The 17,713-nt window shown below is 62.4% G+C and carries 14 protein-coding genes; all 14 read left to right on the top strand.

The window, feature by feature from the left end; translation table 11 throughout:
• Window positions 1-8: 8 nt before the first annotated feature.
• The 14 genes from KBB96_RS15315 to KBB96_RS15250 all read left to right on the top strand — a co-directional run bounded on the left by KBB96_RS15315 (window position 9) and on the right by KBB96_RS15250 (window position 17,693).
• Window positions 9-545, top strand: a complete 537-nt coding sequence (locus tag KBB96_RS15315; RefSeq protein ID WP_211630347.1) for a dTDP-4-dehydrorhamnose 3,5-epimerase family protein — start codon at window positions 9-11, stop codon at window positions 543-545.
• A 4-nt stretch (window positions 546-549) separates the two neighbouring features.
• Window positions 550-1,542 carry a hypothetical protein gene (locus tag KBB96_RS15310; protein ID WP_211630345.1) on the top strand — a complete coding sequence of 331 codons (993 nt, stop codon included), beginning with the start codon at window positions 550-552 and terminating at the stop codon, window positions 1,540-1,542.
• Between the two features lie 16 nt (window positions 1,543-1,558).
• On the top strand, window positions 1,559-2,467 hold the full coding sequence (locus KBB96_RS15305; RefSeq protein ID WP_211630343.1) for an NAD-dependent epimerase/dehydratase family protein: 909 nt from the start codon (window positions 1,559-1,561) through the stop codon (window positions 2,465-2,467).
• A gap of 11 nt (window positions 2,468-2,478) precedes the next feature.
• The gene (locus KBB96_RS15300; protein ID WP_211630342.1) at window positions 2,479-3,849 is read left to right on the top strand and encodes a hypothetical protein; all 1,371 of its coding nucleotides are present in this window, start codon (window positions 2,479-2,481) and stop codon (window positions 3,847-3,849) included.
• 20 nt (window positions 3,850-3,869) lie between these two features.
• A complete protein-coding gene (locus tag KBB96_RS15295) occupies window positions 3,870-4,859 on the top strand; it encodes a glycosyltransferase family 2 protein (protein WP_211630341.1) in 990 nt (329 codons plus the stop codon).
• A complete protein-coding gene (locus KBB96_RS15290; RefSeq protein ID WP_211630340.1) occupies window positions 4,837-6,762 on the top strand; it encodes a hypothetical protein in 1,926 nt (641 codons plus the stop codon). Before KBB96_RS15295 ends, KBB96_RS15290 begins: the two co-directional genes overlap by 23 nt.
• Before the next feature lie 89 nt (window positions 6,763-6,851).
• Window positions 6,852-8,471: a hypothetical protein gene (locus tag KBB96_RS15285; protein WP_211630339.1), complete on the top strand. Its 1,620-nt coding sequence runs from the start codon at window positions 6,852-6,854 to the stop codon at window positions 8,469-8,471.
• A gap of 8 nt (window positions 8,472-8,479) precedes the next feature.
• Complete coding sequence (locus tag KBB96_RS15280; RefSeq protein ID WP_211630338.1) at window positions 8,480-9,535, top strand: glycosyltransferase family 4 protein; 1,056 nt, start codon at window positions 8,480-8,482, stop codon at window positions 9,533-9,535.
• A 41-nt stretch (window positions 9,536-9,576) separates the two neighbouring features.
• Complete coding sequence (locus tag KBB96_RS15275) at window positions 9,577-10,671, top strand: glycosyltransferase family 4 protein (RefSeq protein WP_211630337.1); 1,095 nt, start codon at window positions 9,577-9,579, stop codon at window positions 10,669-10,671.
• A gap of 5 nt (window positions 10,672-10,676) precedes the next feature.
• Window positions 10,677-11,732 (top strand): glycosyltransferase family 4 protein, encoded by a 1,056-nt coding sequence (locus KBB96_RS15270; RefSeq protein ID WP_211630335.1) that lies wholly within the window; start codon window positions 10,677-10,679, stop codon window positions 11,730-11,732.
• An 86-nt stretch (window positions 11,733-11,818) separates the two neighbouring features.
• A complete protein-coding gene (locus KBB96_RS15265; RefSeq protein WP_211630334.1) occupies window positions 11,819-13,285 on the top strand; it encodes a hypothetical protein in 1,467 nt (488 codons plus the stop codon).
• Between the two features lie 22 nt (window positions 13,286-13,307).
• Window positions 13,308-14,396 carry an acyltransferase family protein gene (locus KBB96_RS15260; protein WP_211630333.1) on the top strand — a complete coding sequence of 363 codons (1,089 nt, stop codon included), beginning with the start codon at window positions 13,308-13,310 and terminating at the stop codon, window positions 14,394-14,396.
• 176 nt (window positions 14,397-14,572) lie between these two features.
• A complete protein-coding gene (locus tag KBB96_RS15255) occupies window positions 14,573-16,675 on the top strand; it encodes a hypothetical protein (RefSeq protein WP_211630332.1) in 2,103 nt (700 codons plus the stop codon).
• A 34-nt stretch (window positions 16,676-16,709) separates the two neighbouring features.
• Complete coding sequence (locus KBB96_RS15250; protein ID WP_211630331.1) at window positions 16,710-17,693, top strand: acyltransferase family protein; 984 nt, start codon at window positions 16,710-16,712, stop codon at window positions 17,691-17,693.
• The last annotated feature ends 20 nt before the right edge of the window (window positions 17,694-17,713 follow it).

The raw sequence follows: 17,713 nt of genomic DNA, 5'->3' as shown, positions 1-17,713 counted from the left end.
CCGATCCCATGACACTCATCGACGAGCCCCTGCCGGGAGTGAAGATCCTCAGACCCTTCGTGTTTGAGGACGCCCGCGGCAACTTCGTGAAACCGTTTCATGAAGACCAACTGGCTGCGCATGGAATCTCCATGATCGTGCGGGAGGAGTTCTTCTCGACCTCCGCGAAGGATGTCCTGCGGGGGATGCATTTCCAGATTCCGCCGCACGATCATCAGAAGCTGATCTATTGCCTCTCCGGACGCGTGCTCGATGTCCTGCTCGATCTACGGAAGGAATCCCCAACTTACGGCAAGGCGGCATCCTTCGAACTCTCCGCGGCGAATCATCATGTCGTTCACGTCCCGCGGGGTTTTGCCCATGGCTTCCTGAGTTTGGAGGACGGCTCCTGCATGGTTTACAAGACGGATGCCGTCCACGCTGCGGATGCGGACAAGGGCCTGCTTTGGAATTCATTCGGCTTCGAATGGCCGATCACGGACGCGATCATTTCGGGCCGCGATCTCGCGCATCCGGAATTCGGTTCCTACGCGAGCCCCTTCTGAGGGAATGAAGATCCTCGATCTCACAACGGACTCGCTCCTGCTGGTGGCCCGCTCACCGGAGGTCGAAGTCGTCCATTGCCAGACCGGCAATGCGGTGATGCACAGCGGTTGCCCGAAGAAGGCGCCGCGCTCGGCAATGGTCCGCCTGGCCTTCGAGTTGCTGCGCGGCCGCCGTTACGATTGGGTGATCGTTCCTCCCGTCCACATCACCTGGACCACCGGCAATGGCTTCTTGCGGCGGCAGGTTAAACGCATCGCCGCCTGGTTCTTCAAAAATCCCGATGCCGCCCGCTTCATGCGGCGCGTGTTCTTCGGGTCGAAAGCGCGCTTCGCCATCACCGACTACTCCGATCAGTTTCGTCCCAGTGAATTCGGTCTCACCTGCATCGAGCCGGACCACTACTTCATGCTGAATGTGCCGTGCGATCTGGTCGGCACCTGCATGGGGCCGCGGAACACGCTCATCCACTATCTGCCCACGGTGATGCCGGACGAGCTCATCGATTCACTCGGCGCACAACGAACCGGCCCCGGCGGGCACGACATCTTCGTGGCCGGCATCTATCACAACGAACAACGGATCAAGCAGCGCGAAGCCACGCAAATCCTCGCCGCCCGCGGATACAAGGTCTTTGAACTCGGAGAGAAATCCTTTGGTAAGTTCACGGCTGGTCTTCTGGACAGCAAACTCTGCATGGCGGGCAAGGGCCTCGCGTATCATTGCTTCCGTCCCTTGGAAGCCGCCGCAGCCGGTGCCGCCCCCGTCGTTCATGGGGCGGAGGAAGGCACCTACCACGACTGGGTCAATGGCGAGAACTGCTTCCTCTACGATCCGGAACTCACTGCTGAAGGCATCGCCGACTTCGTGGAAGAAGCGCTCCGCACTCCTGAAAGAATCCTCCCTGTTGTGGAAGGCGCCCGCCGTCTGCTCAACGAACGCCACCGCGCTTCCGCCCTAGCCTCGAACCTGCTGCGGACCTTCCGCGGCAGCGAATGATTTCATCACCAGCCCGATGTCCTCTCCTCAAACAGCCATCGTCACCGGCGTCACCGGCTTCATTGGCAATCACCTCGCCCGCCGCCTCCTTGCGGAGGGATGGAAGGTGGCGGCGATTGTCCGCTCCACTTCCGATCGCTCGCGGATTCCGGAAGGCTGCGCTGTCTGGGAATACGACGGCAGCACCACCGACATGCTCCGCGTTTTCGAGATGGTGCAGCCGGATACGGTTTTCCACCTCGCGTCCAGGATCATCACCAACCATGCGGCGGGTGACGTGGAGTCGCTGGTAGCTTCGAATCTCCTGTTCGGCATGCAGTTGCTCGAGGGCATGCGCGCCACCGGTTGCAAACGCTTCGTCAACACCGGCACCGGCTGGCAGCATTTCGAAAACAACGACTACGATCCGGTGTGCTTGTATGCAGCCACCAAGCAGGCCTTCGAGGATCTCCTCGAATACTACGTGAGGGTGTCCGGTGTGAAGGCGGTCACGCTTAAGCTGCATGACACTTACGGCGAGGATGATCCACGCGGGAAGCTGATCACGCTGCTTCTGAACGCCGCCCGGAACCAGACGCCGCTGGAACTTTCTCCGGGCGAGCAGAAGATCGATCTCGTCCATGTGCGGGATGTGGCGGAAGCGTATCTGGCCGCTGATCGCCTGCTGAGGGCCGCCACGGAACCGTGTCACCAGCGATACATGCTGCGCGCCGGGAGCGTGATCTCCATCCGTGAATTGGCGGCGACGATCGGCCGGGTGACCGGCAGTCCGGTGAACGCTCACTGGGGGGCGAGACCCTACCGCGAGCGGGAGGTGATGCTGCCATCGGATCTCGGCGAAGCCGTGCCAGGATGGAAGCCGTCTGTGACTCTTGAAGAAGGGATCCGCGAGCTTTGGGAGCAAAAACGTCCGAAGGGTGTCTGAATTCCATACGCGTGCCTGCCTTGACTGATCGTCTTCCATCCTGGGTCCTGCGGATCGCCGGTTTGCTTGGCTTGGACAAAAAGGTCCTGACCGGGCTCGGCGCGCGTATCATGTCGATGGCGGCCGCGCCTGTAGGCGCATTTCTGACGGTCTGGACCCTGACTCCCGAGAAGCAGGGCTTGTACTATTTGTTCGCGAGCCTGCTGGCTCTGCGCGCGTTGTTCGAGCTGGGGGCGGGCACCTCGGTCATCCAGGTGGCCGCGCATGCGCGCGGGGATGAAGAGGGCCGCAGGACCTCTCCCTTGGAACCGGCATTCGTGGCGACCGTGAACCGGTGGATGCTGCGCGTGGCAACGGTATACGGATTGGCCGCAGGACTCGGCGGCGCGGCGTTCCTCATCTACCAGGGTCATGGCGATTTCCATACCCTCGGCGCCTGGGTGTCTTTCATCACGATCAGTTCGCTGCAGTTTGCCTCGGAGGGTCGCTGGGGCCTGCTGGAAGGTGCGGACCAGGTGGCCGCCGCGAACATCCTCCGGACCAAGAACGCGCTCATCCAGTATCTCGTCCAGTGGAGCTTGCTGCTGCTTGGCGCGGGGTTGTTTTCATTCTGCGCCGGCGCGCTGGCCGCCTACCTCTCCCAGGAGATTCGTTTCCGGAAGAATTATCCGTGGATGTATGTGCCGTTCCGCAGCCAGATCGAGGAACGTCTCGTGCATTTCAAGAAAGAGCTGCTCCGCCTGATCAAGCGGGCCAGCCAGACCTATCTCACCACCTACTTCGTGTTCCAGATCCAGCAGCCGATCTGCTTCCATCTGCTCGGTGCTCCCAGCTCGGCACGGCTCGGTTTCTCCCAGACCATGGGGTCGGCGATGATCGGGCTGCCACTGGTCTGGCTGGCGATGAACTTCCCGAAGCTGGCCCACCTGATCGCGGACGAAGACGTGGCGGCGGCGCGGCGGTTGTTCAAGGCGCGGTGGCTTCAGGTGTGCCTGTTTTCCATGGGTTGCGCGGCCGCGGCGTTCGTGGCGACGAAGGTGTTGGCGCAATTTCCGCGCTTCGAGGGCCGTCTCATGGATGACAACTCGATGCTGATCCTTTTCGGTGCGCAGTTTGTGCAGACCTGCGCGCTCGGTCTCACTTACTGGCCCCGCGCCTTCAAGGTCGAACCGTTTGTGATCATCGCCTACGTGCAGATGATCGCGACGCCACTGATGCTGTGGGGATTCCTTTCGACTTGGGGGCTGCGCGGGGGATCTCTCGCGATTCTAGGCACCTGGATCATCGGCGGCATCGGTATCGCACTGACCGTGCGCCCGTATTGGAAGACTGGCACGATGCTCGCGAACCGTCAGAACCAAGCCCCTCAACCCGCGGAATGATCCTGTCGGCTGAATTCCCCGTGCTGTCGATCGTAATCCCGACTTACAACCGTGCGGCGAAAGTCTGCGACCGGATTGCGGAATTGCTGCCTCAGCTCGCATCCGGAGTGAGCGTTCGGATCATCGATAACGCCTCGGACGAGGTGGTCGAGACAGTCGTCCGGCAGCGGTTCGGAGAAGGGATCGGCTCGAAGATCAACTTCCACCGGAATGCTGCCAATGTCGGTTTGGCCGCGAATCTCTGCAAATGTTTCGAGCATGCCGATGGTGAGTGGCTGTGGGTGTTGGGTGACGATGATTCCGTGCTACCGGATGCGGTCGGGCATGTCCTGGCGAGGATTGCTTCGGCGGATGCCGCAGTGGGCTACATGAGTTTCTCCACCTCTCTCCATACCCATAACGGTGAGAGAACGATTGGTGGATTCCGCGGTTTGGTGGAGGGGCCGGGGATTGCGGGGCGGCTTTCCAATTTGCTTTTCATCTCCGCCGGCTGCTATCGCGTGCGGAAGATCTTGCCGCACCTGCGAGCGGGATACCTGATGGTTTATTCCCATGTGCCGCACGTGGCGATGCTGGCGACCATGATGGCGGACTTGAATGTCCTGGCCGTGATGTGCCCGGAACGCCTGGTCGAGCGGTCTCCGCAGGCGGCGAACCAGGCATGGAGCCACTTGAAAGTGCTTTCTGGATTGCCCGCGCTGATCGACCTCGAGGGTGTCGATGGTTCGATCGCGGTGGTGGTGCGGCAAATCGTCCATGATGCCCGTTGGCGTCCGTTCCTCGGTGCGGGCCTGCATTATATTTTCAATGAGGAGAGCCGGCCCATCCGCTTCTGGTGGTTGTTGCTGGCGAGGATTTTCATCTGCGGAAACGCGGAGATGAAAATACGCTCGGCACTCCTGATGTCTGTGCTGCCGCTGGCCTCGTTCAAGGTGACGAGGCAGGCGGTGCGGACGGTGATCAACCGCCGCATCAGTGCGGATGCGAATGAAGGTCTCGACCGGTTGTGATTTGAGAGGACCCGTTTCCACTTTCGATGTCTTTGACACGGTTCTGACGCGGCGGACGGCGCTGCCGGTGGATATCTTCATGCTGCTCGGTGCGAAGCTGAGGGAAGAAGGCGTTCGCGTTCCCTCCGCGGGAATGTTCCGGGCGCTGCGGGTCCGAGCCGAACGCTGGTCCCGCCGCATGGAGCCCGGCGGGGAAGTGACGCTGGAGGACATCCACCGGATGCTGGGCCGTCTGCTTGGTTGGTCGGAAGAGGACCGGAGACGTTCCGTGTCGCTGGAGCTCTCCCTCGAGGAGGAATTCCTGACCGCCACTCCTCATGGCCGTGCCGCTGTGAATGCCGCGCGGAACGAGGGGCGGAGGGTGGCGTTTGTCAGCGACATGTATCTCGCTCCGTCCTTCATCCGTCGGATATTGGAGCGGGAAAACCTGATTCTTCCGGGCGATCTTCTCGCGGTATCGGGGGAATGGAAGGTGACCAAGGGTCGTGGCGACATGTGGCCGCGTCTGCTGGCTGAACTGGAAGCCGCGCCTCACGAGATCTTGCATCGCGGGGACAACCGTCATGGAGACGTGGTTTCTCCAGGCCGCGCCGGATTGAAGGCCGAGCGGCTGGGCACTGCGGAAGCCAGCCGTTGGGAGGACTGGTCCCGTTATCATGGTCCGGAAGACATTCGTCGGTTCGGCGGCATTGCGGCATTGTGCCGGACTGCCCGCGCCGGAATGGAGGAGCCGGATGAATTCTGGACCTCGCTGGGTGCTGGAGTGCTTGGCCCCTTGCTCGCGGGTTTTGCTTTCTGGATTCTGGAACAAGCTCGCCGGGATGCCGTTCGCACGATCTGGTTCCTTTCCCGGGATGGCCTGCTGCCGCTGGAAGCCGCCCGGATATTCGCGGACGCTGATTCACCCAAGCTTGAATATCTCTGTGCTGGCCGCAGGCAGCTGCAGCTAGCTCTTTCCGCGGAAACGGCAACCGGCGATTTATTCGAAGGCAGCCGTCTGGCCTCGTTGCAACTGCTGGGTTCCCGGTTCGCCTTGGATGAGAGGGCGCTTCACGATCTCCGGGAAGAAGCCGGCTTGCCAGCCACCGGCCTGCTCGAACGGCTCAATGCCGCAGCCCGCAGCCGGATCACGGAAATCCTCGCGGGCCCGGCATGGCAGGCCCGGATCGCCGCGGCCCGGCATCAGGCGGGCGAGCCCGTCCGGCAATACTTGGGACAAATGGCCGACCAGGCTGCTGGCCGAGTGGCGGTCGCCGATGTTGGCTGGCGTGGGAGTTCCCAGGATCTTTTGAACCGTCTGCTGCCTGCGAACGCTCCGTTGTGGGGATACTATCTGGGTTTGACTGGCTCTGGCCCGACTCCGGAACACAAGGCCGCGTGGCTCTACAACCGCCCGGAGGGCGAAGGGGATCTTGCCCTGGACCGCCATCAGCGGTTGTTCGAGGTGTTGCTCGGTGGAGCGGCCGGGCCATTGCAGGGATACGAGCGAAACTCCGGCAAATGGGAACCGGTGTTTGCGATGGCGGAAGCAGGCGAACATGCCCCCGGCCGCGAGCGGGCCCAGAAGGCCGCCCTGGCTTTTGTCCGCCTTGCGGCGGATCCCCTCTACCGCAGCTGGTGGACTCTGGAAGATCTTCATGGCATCACCACTCGGAACCTTCTCCGGCTCTTCGAGCATCCCGATGCCACGGATGCACTGCATTTCGCAGACTGGACGGTTACGACGGACGAGGCACATGCGGACAGCGTGGCTCTCGCCAAGGGCTATGATGTGGCTCGTATCAGGACCTGCCTGTTCCAAGGTGAACCTTGGGCGTGGTTGTGGCCAGCGGCATCCCTGCGGAATTCGTCTTTCATCGGCGGCTGGCTGATGCGGCTGGCCGCATTGCTGCGCGGTGCCTGAGGCCGCCTGATCCACCCGGTAGGTCGGTTGGCGGGGAATTCCCTTCTTGAAACCCACTCTCCCATCGCCGACCCTCCGCGCGAGCGCCGATGAACGGAATCAACGTCAAAGCCATTTTCGTCGGCCTTTGCGGGCTGGCCTTGGGGTTGTACATCATGGTGGAGATCCTGCTGGCCCGCAGCAGTTCGCTCGGACAGCTCTATTTGTATCTCGCGATCGCCGCTTTCCTGTTCGGTGCGGTGAGTCCCCGTCCGGCGATGTACGTGATGATCATCTGCACCGGATACATCGACCTCCTGAAGCGCCTGATGGTGCTGGGCGGATTCCCGACCATGACGGACGTGGCGTACGTGCTGGCCATTCCGCCGCTGTTGGTCGCCGGATCGATCATATCGGTGTTCCTCGGGATGGTGCTCGGGCGGGATGCGATCACCCGTGACAAGATCATCTCGTTGGTCGTCTCCCTGCTGGTGGTGGGGATCACGGTGGTGGGGACCATTTTCGGCGAGTCGGACTCGGCGGGCCTTGGCAAGATGAGCGCCATCGTCAACCAGGGCTTCTATGCCTTCCTCTTCTTCACCATTCCAGTGTTGTTCCCGGGGGACGAGTCGAAGCGGAAACTGCTCCAGTTCTCCTTCGTCGCCTTCATCCCCGCGGTGTTCTACATGTTCTGGCAGCGCAAGTTCGGCTACTCGGATTTCGAGTACCGGTATCTGATGAGCGGCCTGACCATCGAGGTGAAGAACCTGTGGGAAACGATGGGACAGGTGCGATGCTTCTCCACCTTCAATGGCGCGGGCACGGCCTCCACGCTTCTCTCCCTGTACGTCCTCTACTGCTTCGTGCCTCTCCGGCCGGGCAATGCCAGGCCGACCACGTTCCAGCGCCTTGGCAAGTGGGCTCTCGCGCCGTTGTTTTTCATCGCTTCCTACTTCACCATCGTCCGCACCGGCTGGGCCTGCGGACTCGGGGGGCTTGCCGCGTATTTCATGCTGGCCACCAAGTTCCGTGCCCGTCTCGGCCTGTTGCTGGCGGTCGGGTGCTTCGCCACGCTGGTGCTGAGCGCCCCGTGGATTCTCAAGTACAACATGGTCCCCAAGGCGGAAACGATCCTCCAGGACATCGCGCTTTCCGCCACGAACGATCCAACTGTAAAACGCGCGGTGGTGCTTGGCACGGCGATGGACCGTATCCACGGTTGGGCGAACCTCACGCAGGAGCCGCGTCTCTGGCAGCCGTTCGGTTTCTCCGCCGCCGGCATGAGCGCGAAGGATACGACGAACGACCAGTTCCATTGGGGGCATGACGCCCTGATCGACAGCTTGATCAAGTTCGGTTACGTCCCCCTGATCCTTGGCGGGCTCTTCGCGATGTTCCTGTTGAACCGGCTGATGCGCTACATGTTCAGCCTGCCGAGAAACGCGCTCGCCTTCAAAACCACCCGGCTTTGCCTGGCACTGACCTTCGGGATCCTGGTGGGCGCGATGGGCAACGGCGCGCAGTTCCGCAACTTCCCGCAGAATCTGTTCTTCGCGCTCTGGCTCGCCATTCCCTTCTCCACGTATCAGGAAGCCATGCGCGCGAAGCGTGAGGCGGCCCGTCTGGCCGCCGCGCCGGCCGATCCGTCCGCGGGCCCTGATCCCGAGCCTCCTCCGGCCCGCGGCCGCCGTCCTCTCCGTGAGTTCGAGCGTCCAACGCCCGCGCTCTAGTTCCAGAGATGCGCGTCCTCCTGCCGATCTGCCTGGACCGCTGGCGCAATCCGATCGCAACCCTGTTGCGGGCATGCGTCGAAGCCAATCCCGACATCGAATTCCATTCGGTGTCTTCCCCGTTCAGCGAGGAAGACGCCCGGCTGGCAAAGGCATTCTGGGCGCTGCCGAACGTCCGTGCGGCCGGTCAGATGAAATTGACGGCCACCCGCTTCGATGGAGTCCACACCGCGTCGATCACTCCGCACAATCTCGCCGCCGCCGTGGCGTCGAAGGTCCGTTCGGTTGGAGCGTGCCGGTTTCTCACCACGATCAATCTGGAAGTCGGACCCGGTGACGGAAAGGACTGGACACTGTTGCAAGTCGCGGAACGATTGGCCGACGCATTCGTCTCGGTCAGCCGGGCGGCAGGCCAGGGAGTCGCGGAGCGTTGCGCGGGCCGTTATCATGGAGTGATCCCGAACGGTTTCGATGCCGCTTATTTCGATCCTGCGATTGAAGACGACGCGATTTTGTCTGCGGAAGTCCGGGACCTCGGACCGTTCGCCTTGTATGTCGGCGCCTTGGAGCCGCGGAAGCATCCGGAGTTCGTCGTGGAACTGGCCAGGGCTCATCCCGGAATACCCTTCGTGGGAGCCGGCTACGTTCATCCGCTGGGACGACATTTCGAGCCGATGGTGAAGTCTGTTCCCAACCTGCGTTGGCTGGGCCACGTGGACCGCCGGATGATCCGGGCGCTTCTGCGTCGTGCCGCAGTGTTCCTGTTTCCTTCGGAGCGGGAGGGCCTCGCGCTCTCGGTGATCGAGGCGTTGGGCATGGGCGTACCCGTCATCGCCCAGCCGAAAAGTTCCATGCCGGAGTTGATCCGGGATGGGGTGAACGGAAGGCTCATCGATATCCGCGAGCCGGCCGCATGGTCGGACGCGCTGCAATCCTTCATCCGGTCTTCCGGTGCATCCCGCGCCACGACAGCCGCCGCCATCCGGGCGGATGCGCTGGAGTGCTATTCCTGGGAATCGATCGGACGCCAGTATGGCGATCTTTACCGCCGGTTGTTCCGCTGAGGGGAATTCCCCGCGGGCGAACCGCCGTCATCCAGTTTAACATGAAAGTCCTGTTGCCGATCAGCCTCGACCGCTGGCGCAATCCCATCAGCACCTTGCAGCGTGCCTGTGTGCGGTACAATCCGGAGATCGAGTTCCATTCCTTTTCGAATCCGGTTTCGGATGAAGACCGCCGGGAGGGCGAGGAGTTTTGGAAACTGCCCAATCTTGTGCTCCGCGAGCCGGTGGACATCGCGAGGGATCGTTTCGACATCGTCCATACCGCTTCCTACAGCCATGGGAACTACGTTGCGTCGGTGGCGGCCAAGCTCCGTGGTGTCGGACATACCCGCTACCTGGACACCATGAACCTGGAGCAGCATCCGGATCATCCGGTGTGCTGGGCCCGGTACCGCCGGGTGCTGCGGTGGGTGGACGCATTCGTCGCGGTCAGCGAAGCTGTCGCGGTGGACATCCGCAACCGGGTGCCGGAACGGTTCCTGGGAGTGATCCCGAATGGATTCGATCCCGCGTTGTATGATCCTGCCATCGACTGTGACGCGGATCTGCCGGCGGAGGTGTGCGCCCTGCCCCGTGGATTTCCGTTGTGGGTCGCGGCGATCGAGCCCCGCAAGCATCCGGAAGTGTTTGTGAACCTTGCCCGCAAAAACCCCGATATTCCGTTCGTCGCCCTGGGTGGCGGGGTCGGGGATCTGGGCAAGTCCTTCGAGGAAGATTTTCGAAATACTCCGAACATCCATTGGCTCGGAAATGTGGACCGCAAGGCCGGACGCGCGGTGCTGGGCCGGGCGGGAGTGCTGGTGTTCCCATCGGAGCGTGAAGGACTTTCGCTGGCGATGATCGAGGCGGTGGCGATGGGGGTTCCGATTCTGGCCCAGCCGAAAAGCTCCATGCCGGAACTCGTCGAGGCCGGACAAAACGGCGAGCTCGTCGCTCAGGAGGATGAGGCGGGTTGGAACGATGCCCTTCACAAGTGGCTGGGAGAACGGTCCGCCGCCCAGATGGAGGCCTTGGCGGTGGCACGCCAGAGGGCCATCGGGCGCTTCAACTGGGCCACCGTAGGAGCGGCCTACGGTCCGATGTATCGCAGGACCCTGGAATTGCCCGTCCGGCTCCTGCATGGCTGCCCGGCTTGATTCCGATGAAGATCGCATTGGTCATTGAATTTCTCCCGGAAGCGGGCGGGAAACTGGGAGGGGTGACGGTGGCCGTCCACCGGCTGGCCAATGGTCTGGTGGAGGCCGGGCATGAGGTCTCCGTGGTCGCCTTGTCGGGCAATCCTTCCGATGCCAGCTATGAGATCGTGAAGCCGTTCCGCTCCGATCGCCTCAACCGCTGGCTGGGCTCGAAACTTGGTCAGGTCGTGTATCCGCTGGCCTTGAATTTCGGAGCACTGCCGGGCGATGTGGATGTCTGGCATTTCCACGGCTACGACCACTTCGTGCTGAGACCGCTGAGACCGCGGCTGCGCACCTTGCACGGATCCAGCCTGCGGGAAATGCAGGCGACGGACAATGTCCTCCGCAAGCTCCTGATGGGGTTCAACTACCTGTGCGAGTGGGTTTCCGTCGCCCGCGCCGACCGCACGCTCTGCATCGGTGCGGAAACCGCGGAGATGTACGGCTTGCAGCACGTGGTGGACAATCCTTTCGATCCCACCTTGTTCCGGCCCGGTGCGAAGGCAGAGCATCCTCGTATCTTCTACAACGGCTACTGGACGGGCAGGAAACGCGGCAAGTTCATGTATGAGCGTTTCGTGGAGGACATTCTTCCCCGGATGCCGGGGGCGGAGCTGGTGATGCTGTGCGACAAGGTGCCGGATCATCCGCGGGTGCGGGCGCTGCGGGGTATCTCGGATCAAGAGCTGGCGGACTGGTATGCCTCCTCATGGCTGTTCTGCTATCCGAGCATCTATGAAGGATTCGGCATGGCCTACATGGAGGCCATGGCCGCGGGTACCGCGATCGTGACCAGCCAGAATCCGGGCGCCGACTATGTGCTGGAGCACGGCCGGTACGGGGCGGTGGTGGAGGACGCGGATTTTTCCAAGGAGATCCTGCGGCTGTTGCAGGATGCGGATGCGCGCCGTGGATTGGAGCTGGCGGGGCTCGAGCGGTGCCAGACCTTCACGACGGAGGCAGTGACCCGCCAGCATCTGCGGCACTACCAGGAGGTGCTGGAACGCTCCCGCACATGATTCAAATGCGGTCAGGCAGGACATGGTCGCGGGCTTTGGCAGCCGCGGCCATTTTGTTAGCGGGCGGGTGGATCATCCTCGCGCCCGTGCTGGCCCTGTGCACGGGCAGCGTGATCGTGGATGGTTTCCAAAGCATCGGCGCCGCCGCAGGATCGCATGGCCCCGGGAGCCTGCGGTGGCCTCTGGTGGGATCCTTCATGGGCTACGACCGGACGTGGGGATTCCATTGGTTCGGCTGGCCGTGGCTGAGATCATGGTTGATCCCGGTGGTGTCCTGGAGTCCCGGAGCGGATGTTTCCTTGCTGTGGGGACTGTGGATTCTGACGGCCACGCGGGTGGCGGTATTGGTCGGAAAGGCGGAGGGGAAGGTGACCGGGATGGCGGCCGGGTTTTTCACACTCGCCGCGCCGGGGATACTGACGGCGCTTCAGAGCTACCGGCCGGAGATCCCCACTGCCTGCGCCTTGGTGCTACTGGCGGGATGCTGGTGGCAGGATACCAAACGGACGCTGGTTTGCCGGAGTTTGCTGCTGTTGATCCTGCCGACCTTGCATCCGCTCGGACTGGTGGTGCCGGGAGCGTGGTGTGCCGGGGTGGCAGTACTGGAGTGGTGCCGGAATGGTTTGATGGCTGCGGTCCGGAGGACGCTTCCGCCCGTGCTGGCACTGGCGGGAGGCGTGCTGTTGTTCGTGGCTTGGTATGGCTTGCAACCGGACGCGTGGGCGCAGTTCAAGCTGAACCTCGCCAGCCAGCGGATGCTGGTGGATGGAATGGGGGCCGGCTATCTCACCTTGTTCCGCTGGGGCTTGAGCGGCCGGGGCGCGATCCCCTTGCTGGTTCTGCTTGTCCCTGCATTCGCCTATGGGATTTGCCTGCTGCTACGGGCGGTGCGGAACCCGAAGGACACCAGCAACGACATACTTCTGCTGCCCGCATTGGCGATCGTGATTTCGTTCGCGCTGAATGTGGTGGGCCGGAATCCCAATCCCCTCCACTTCGTCGGGGTGCTCCCGTTCGCCGTCTGGCTCGTGTGCGCGGGTGGCCGGAAAATCACCATGCTCCGTTCCGGGAAACTCCTGATACCGGTGATGGCTGTGGCATGTGGCCTGATGGCCGTTTACCCCGCCAAACAGGCATGGTTGCTGCTGCGATCAGGAGGAGAAAGCTACCGGAACGGATTGGCGAAGACGTTGGACCGTCTGCCTCCCTCCCGGCGGGTTCTGATTCCGGTCTGTTTATGGGAAGCCGCCTTGCGACCCGGACAGGGGAGGGACTTCCGCTTTTCGACATTTCCTAACATCCTGCCACGGCGCGAACGGTCCGAATACGAGCAAATGGTGATGGCTGATACGGCTCCGGGCGACCTGCTGGTCTGGGACCCGCTGCAGGAACAGGGCGGGGTCTTCAACTTTGTGACTGCAACGGCATTGAAACACCAACTTATCCAGCCCATCGGGGTTGAGGATCTATGGGAGCCCATGGGTGAAATCTCCGCACCGGTCCGCTACTCGGACAGCCAGGCCACCGTGTTCCAGGTTTTCCGCCGGAAGTAGCTGCAATCCCGGTTTCATTCGCATGTCTCTCGTCCTCCAGCCCGAAACCAAGCCGGTAGCGATCCAACGTCCTTCACCCGAGGCCGACTCCCCCCGTATATGGGGATTCGACTACCTGCGGGTGTTTTTCATGGTCTCCGTCATCGTCGGCCATGCCAATCTGATCAAGGGCTGGGCGGAAGACCGCGCCGCCGTGGTCGGACAGGGGCCGAATGTCTGGGACTATTTCTATTTCCACCTGCAGTCCTGCGCCGTCCCGGCGTTCGTTCTGGTATCGATGATCCTGTTCCTGCTCAAGACCCCCACTTGGGAACGCACTTGGGCGAGATTGACGAACCTCGGATACCTCTACGGTTTCTGGGTGGGGGCTTGGGTGCTCTATACCAAATCGAAACCGGAGCACCCGGGAGTCCTTGGGGTCATCGAGTTCCTGCTGAGGGGCGGGAACTGGGTGTTCTACTTCATCGCGGTGCTGATCATCTGCACCTGGCTGGGTTGGGTGGCGGGCCGGTTGTCACGCCGCGGGCAATGGGTGGGGTTGCTGCTGTCGGCGGCTGTTCTGGCGGGGACTTACCAGTGGCTGCTTCTGGACAACCGTTGGACGCACTCGCACTACTATTGGCTGCCCACCTGTTTCACCATGATGCCCTTTGTGGCCGCCCTGATGGTGCCGCATGTGGAGATGCTGCGGCACTCCCGGGCCGCGCGATGGAAATGGATCGGTGCCTTCCTCGTTCTGGCGATCCTGGCCGCCGTATGGGAATGGAGCCACGCGCTGCCGCTGGATTCCCTGGATGAAGAACGCCGCTGGATTCCGAAGCACGCGCGGTTCTCGATCCAGTTCGGGGCGATGGTGATCGTGCTGCTGGCCATCGGAGTGAAAGCAAAGCCGGGGCGGGTGTTCTCCTTCTTTTCGAGGAATGCCCTGGGAACCTACTGCCTGCATCCATTTGTGCTCGGTGGATTCGTGAAAGCCACGGCGGCCGTGCTGGGGAAATATGCGCCTCAATGGCAGGGAGCTTCGGTTGTTCTCGGCTGCGCCGTGCTGATCGTCTGTTGCTCATTTGCAACGGAGTTCCTGCGCCGGGCATTCAGGCACCGGCTGGTATGAGGGCATAAGCCGAAAAATCGCGTAGGGAGGCAGGGGAACGTTTGCATAATTTCAGGCGGGATGCTTTTTTGAAAGAACCTAGAACCTGGAACGTTGCCGAAGGATTTTGAATTCCGGGTTTGAGCCGTCCGCATCCCCCCGGGTGCCGCGGCATTCATTGCTCCCCTGTCAAACCCATGAATCGACTGCTTCTCCGTTGCACGGGCGTACTCTTTTGGTGCCCGATCCTTGCATGGTCACAGGTTTCCACGGCCTACGTGGACTTCGGAGCGGGCGGCCAGCAGACGGCGAGTCCCGATGCCAACGGACGCCGTTGGAACAACGTCATCGATACCCAGCCGGTTGCCGCGCTGGGCAATCTGCTGACCGATACGGGCGATTCCACCGGCATCGGCCTCTCGGTCGCCGGATTTCTTTCGGGAGCGAATACCTCCGGAACCACCGTGCCGGATGCAAGCGCCCTCGGTGGGTTGGCGGTGCCCTCCGCCACCATGGACAGCTTTTACGTGGCGGGGAGTGATGTCCTGACGGTCACGCTGTCGAATCTTCCGACGGACGGCATCTTCCGCATCTCCCTCTTCGGATCGCGGGACACCACCGAAACCCGGATCACGCGTTATGATATCTCGGGATTGCAAACCAGCTCCTCCCAGACACTGAAAGCCAGCGGTCAAGCGATCAACACCTCCAGCCAGCCGAATGCCAACCGTTCGGGGCTCGCGGTGTTTGAGAACGTGCGGCCGACCACGGACGGCGTGATCACCATTTCCGTCCGCAGGGATACCGGCAGCTACGGGTATCTGAATGCGTTGCGCCTGGAGACCATGAACGTGGTCAACTTCCCGCCCGCCGCCAGCAATGCGGGGGTGGTGGGAGCGCTCCGGGTGGGCGGCGCGGTGACGCCCGTTTACACCTACGCCGATCAGGACGGGGATGCCGAGGGCGATACCCAGTTCATCTGGGAGAGAACCACCAACCCCTCGGGTGGAACGGTGGTTCGTTTGAGCGGGCCTTCGGCTTCGGAGCGGGCGCACACGCTGACTGCGGCGGATCAGGGCGCTTATCTGCGGGTGGGCGTGGTGCCACGGGCGGCGACCGGCCGGACCCAGGGAACCGTCACCTATTCCGGCTGGGTGGGGACGATCCACACGGCGGAATCCATGTCCACCTTCCATATCGGAAACAGCTTCACCCGCTGGAGCAATATTCCGCAGGAACTCACCAATCTGGTCCAGGCCACCGGTGGTGATCTCGCGGCCGGCTACCAGATGACCGATGCCCAGACCCTGCATTTCCACTGGGATACCGGTCTTGGCGGTTTCTACACCGGCACGCCTTCCCGCGCCGACCTGCCGACCGGCACCTGGGATGCCCTGGTGATCCAGCCCCACAGCCGCGAATGGCAATCCTACGCCATGGGCGATTTCCAAACGTACGCCCAGCGGTTCTACGACATCGCGGATGCGGCAGGCACGCAGGTTTACCTCTACGCCTACTGGCCCTATTCCAGTGAATCGGTTTCCACCCAGAACGCGATCAACGCCTCGTTCGAACAGATCCGGACCAACATCAGCCGCGGTGGACGCAAGCCCGCGCTGATCATTCCCGCGGGTGAGGCGTTGCGTGCCGTCGCTTCCCAACTGGGCACCGGGGTATTGAGCGGCTACAACCGCGATTCGCTCTATCTGGATGAGCGCCACCCCAGCGACATGGGAGCCTACATCTCCGCGCTCACCCACTACGCCACCCTCTTCAAGAAATCCCCCGTGGGCCTGCCAGCCAAGGGAATCAGCGCGGATTTCCCCACGGATGTGCCGGTGAACTTCCCTCCGGAAGTCGCCACCAAGCTCCAGCAGATCGTCTGGTCCGTGGTCACCACTTATCCGAATTCCGGTGTGACCGCCCCGCTGACTCCGGTGACGCCTCCGAGCCCGCCTGTCTATGTGCATCATGATCCCGCATCGACCGACCCGGCGCTGGTGGCCTACGCCTTCGGGCCGGCGGGCGCGGACGGCAATGCGCCTGTGGCCAACCTGCCCCGCTGCACCCGGGGGGCGGGCGGCACCCAGGTGCTGGAGTGCACCTTGAACGCGGATGCCGAGGCCCAGGGAGTGACCTACGCGGTCGAATGGTCCACCGATCTGGTCAACTGGACCAACCAGCTTCCTACGGGAACCGTAGTGGAACGCACCGGCCAGAAGTGGCGTGTCACGATGCCGGCCTCCGGTTGGGCCACGAGGCGGTTCCTGCGGGTTTACGTCCAGCTTGCGGACAGCTGAGGGGTTCCGGCGACCAGGTTTTTCCCAGACGAGCATGGGTGAAGAGAAAGAAAAGCACTGGTATGGCTTCGACTGGCTGAGAGTGACGTTCATCGCGTTCGTGATCGCGATGCATCTGAACCTCGCCGGAGAGAATGCCGGTGCCGATCCGTCCTGGTGGGATGTCGTGATCGCGGATGTGCTGGGCGTGGCTGTTCCCGGTTTTCTGATCATGTCGTATTTCCTCCAGGTGGAAGCGCGGGAGGATGCCAGGGCTTATGCGCGCCGTCTCAAGAGATTTGGCGCGCTGTATGTGTTCTGGGTCGGCCTTTGGTTTGTGTGGACGTGGCGGGGGCGGGACTCCATGACGCTGGGTCCCGTGGAATTCCTGCTGCGCGGCGGCGGCTGGACGTTTTATTTCTTCACGGTGCTTTTGTTGCTGTGTCCGATCGCGCGGTTGGCGGGAGCGATGAACGTGCGTACGGCATGTCTTTGGGCGGCAGCGCTGATAGGGCTGAATGGCGTGCTGCTCGTCGCCATGGCCTCCACCGGTTGGATCTGGACCCATGTGGCGACGTATTGGTGGCCGTTGAATTTCCTAGCCGCACCATTCATTGCCAGGGTGCTGGCGGAGCCATCCGTGGATCGGAAATGGATGCTCAGGGGGCTGTTCGTGGCCTTTGTAGTTTCCGCCTCCCTCGAATGGCTGGCCAAGGCACCGGGCTGGATGGTGGGGCCGGACCGCCATTTCCTGCCGGAGTATTTGCGGCCGTCGCCGATTCTCGGAGGAGCCTTGGCGATCACGGCGGCCCTTGGCGTGACTTCGGCTCCTCCGGCCTGGCTGACGTTCCTATCCCGCAATTCCCTCGGAATCTTCTGCCTGCACTGCTTCTGCCTGAAGCGGATTGTGGAATTGACGGCCGTGGTGACCAAGCTGGACATGCGATGGGCGGCGGTGGTGGCCCTGCCCGTGACCCTTTTCGCCATGGCCACCGCGTCGGAGCTGCTGCGCAGGCTGTTCCGTGAAAGACTGATTTGACGGGGGGACTCCCCAGTTTA

Source organism: Luteolibacter ambystomatis (assembly GCF_018137965.1).
Taxonomy (GTDB): Bacteria; Verrucomicrobiota; Verrucomicrobiia; order Verrucomicrobiales; family Akkermansiaceae; genus Luteolibacter; species Luteolibacter ambystomatis.
The sequence above is the reverse complement of the archived record's forward strand: the minus strand, read 5'-3'. Positions and strand labels throughout refer to the sequence as shown.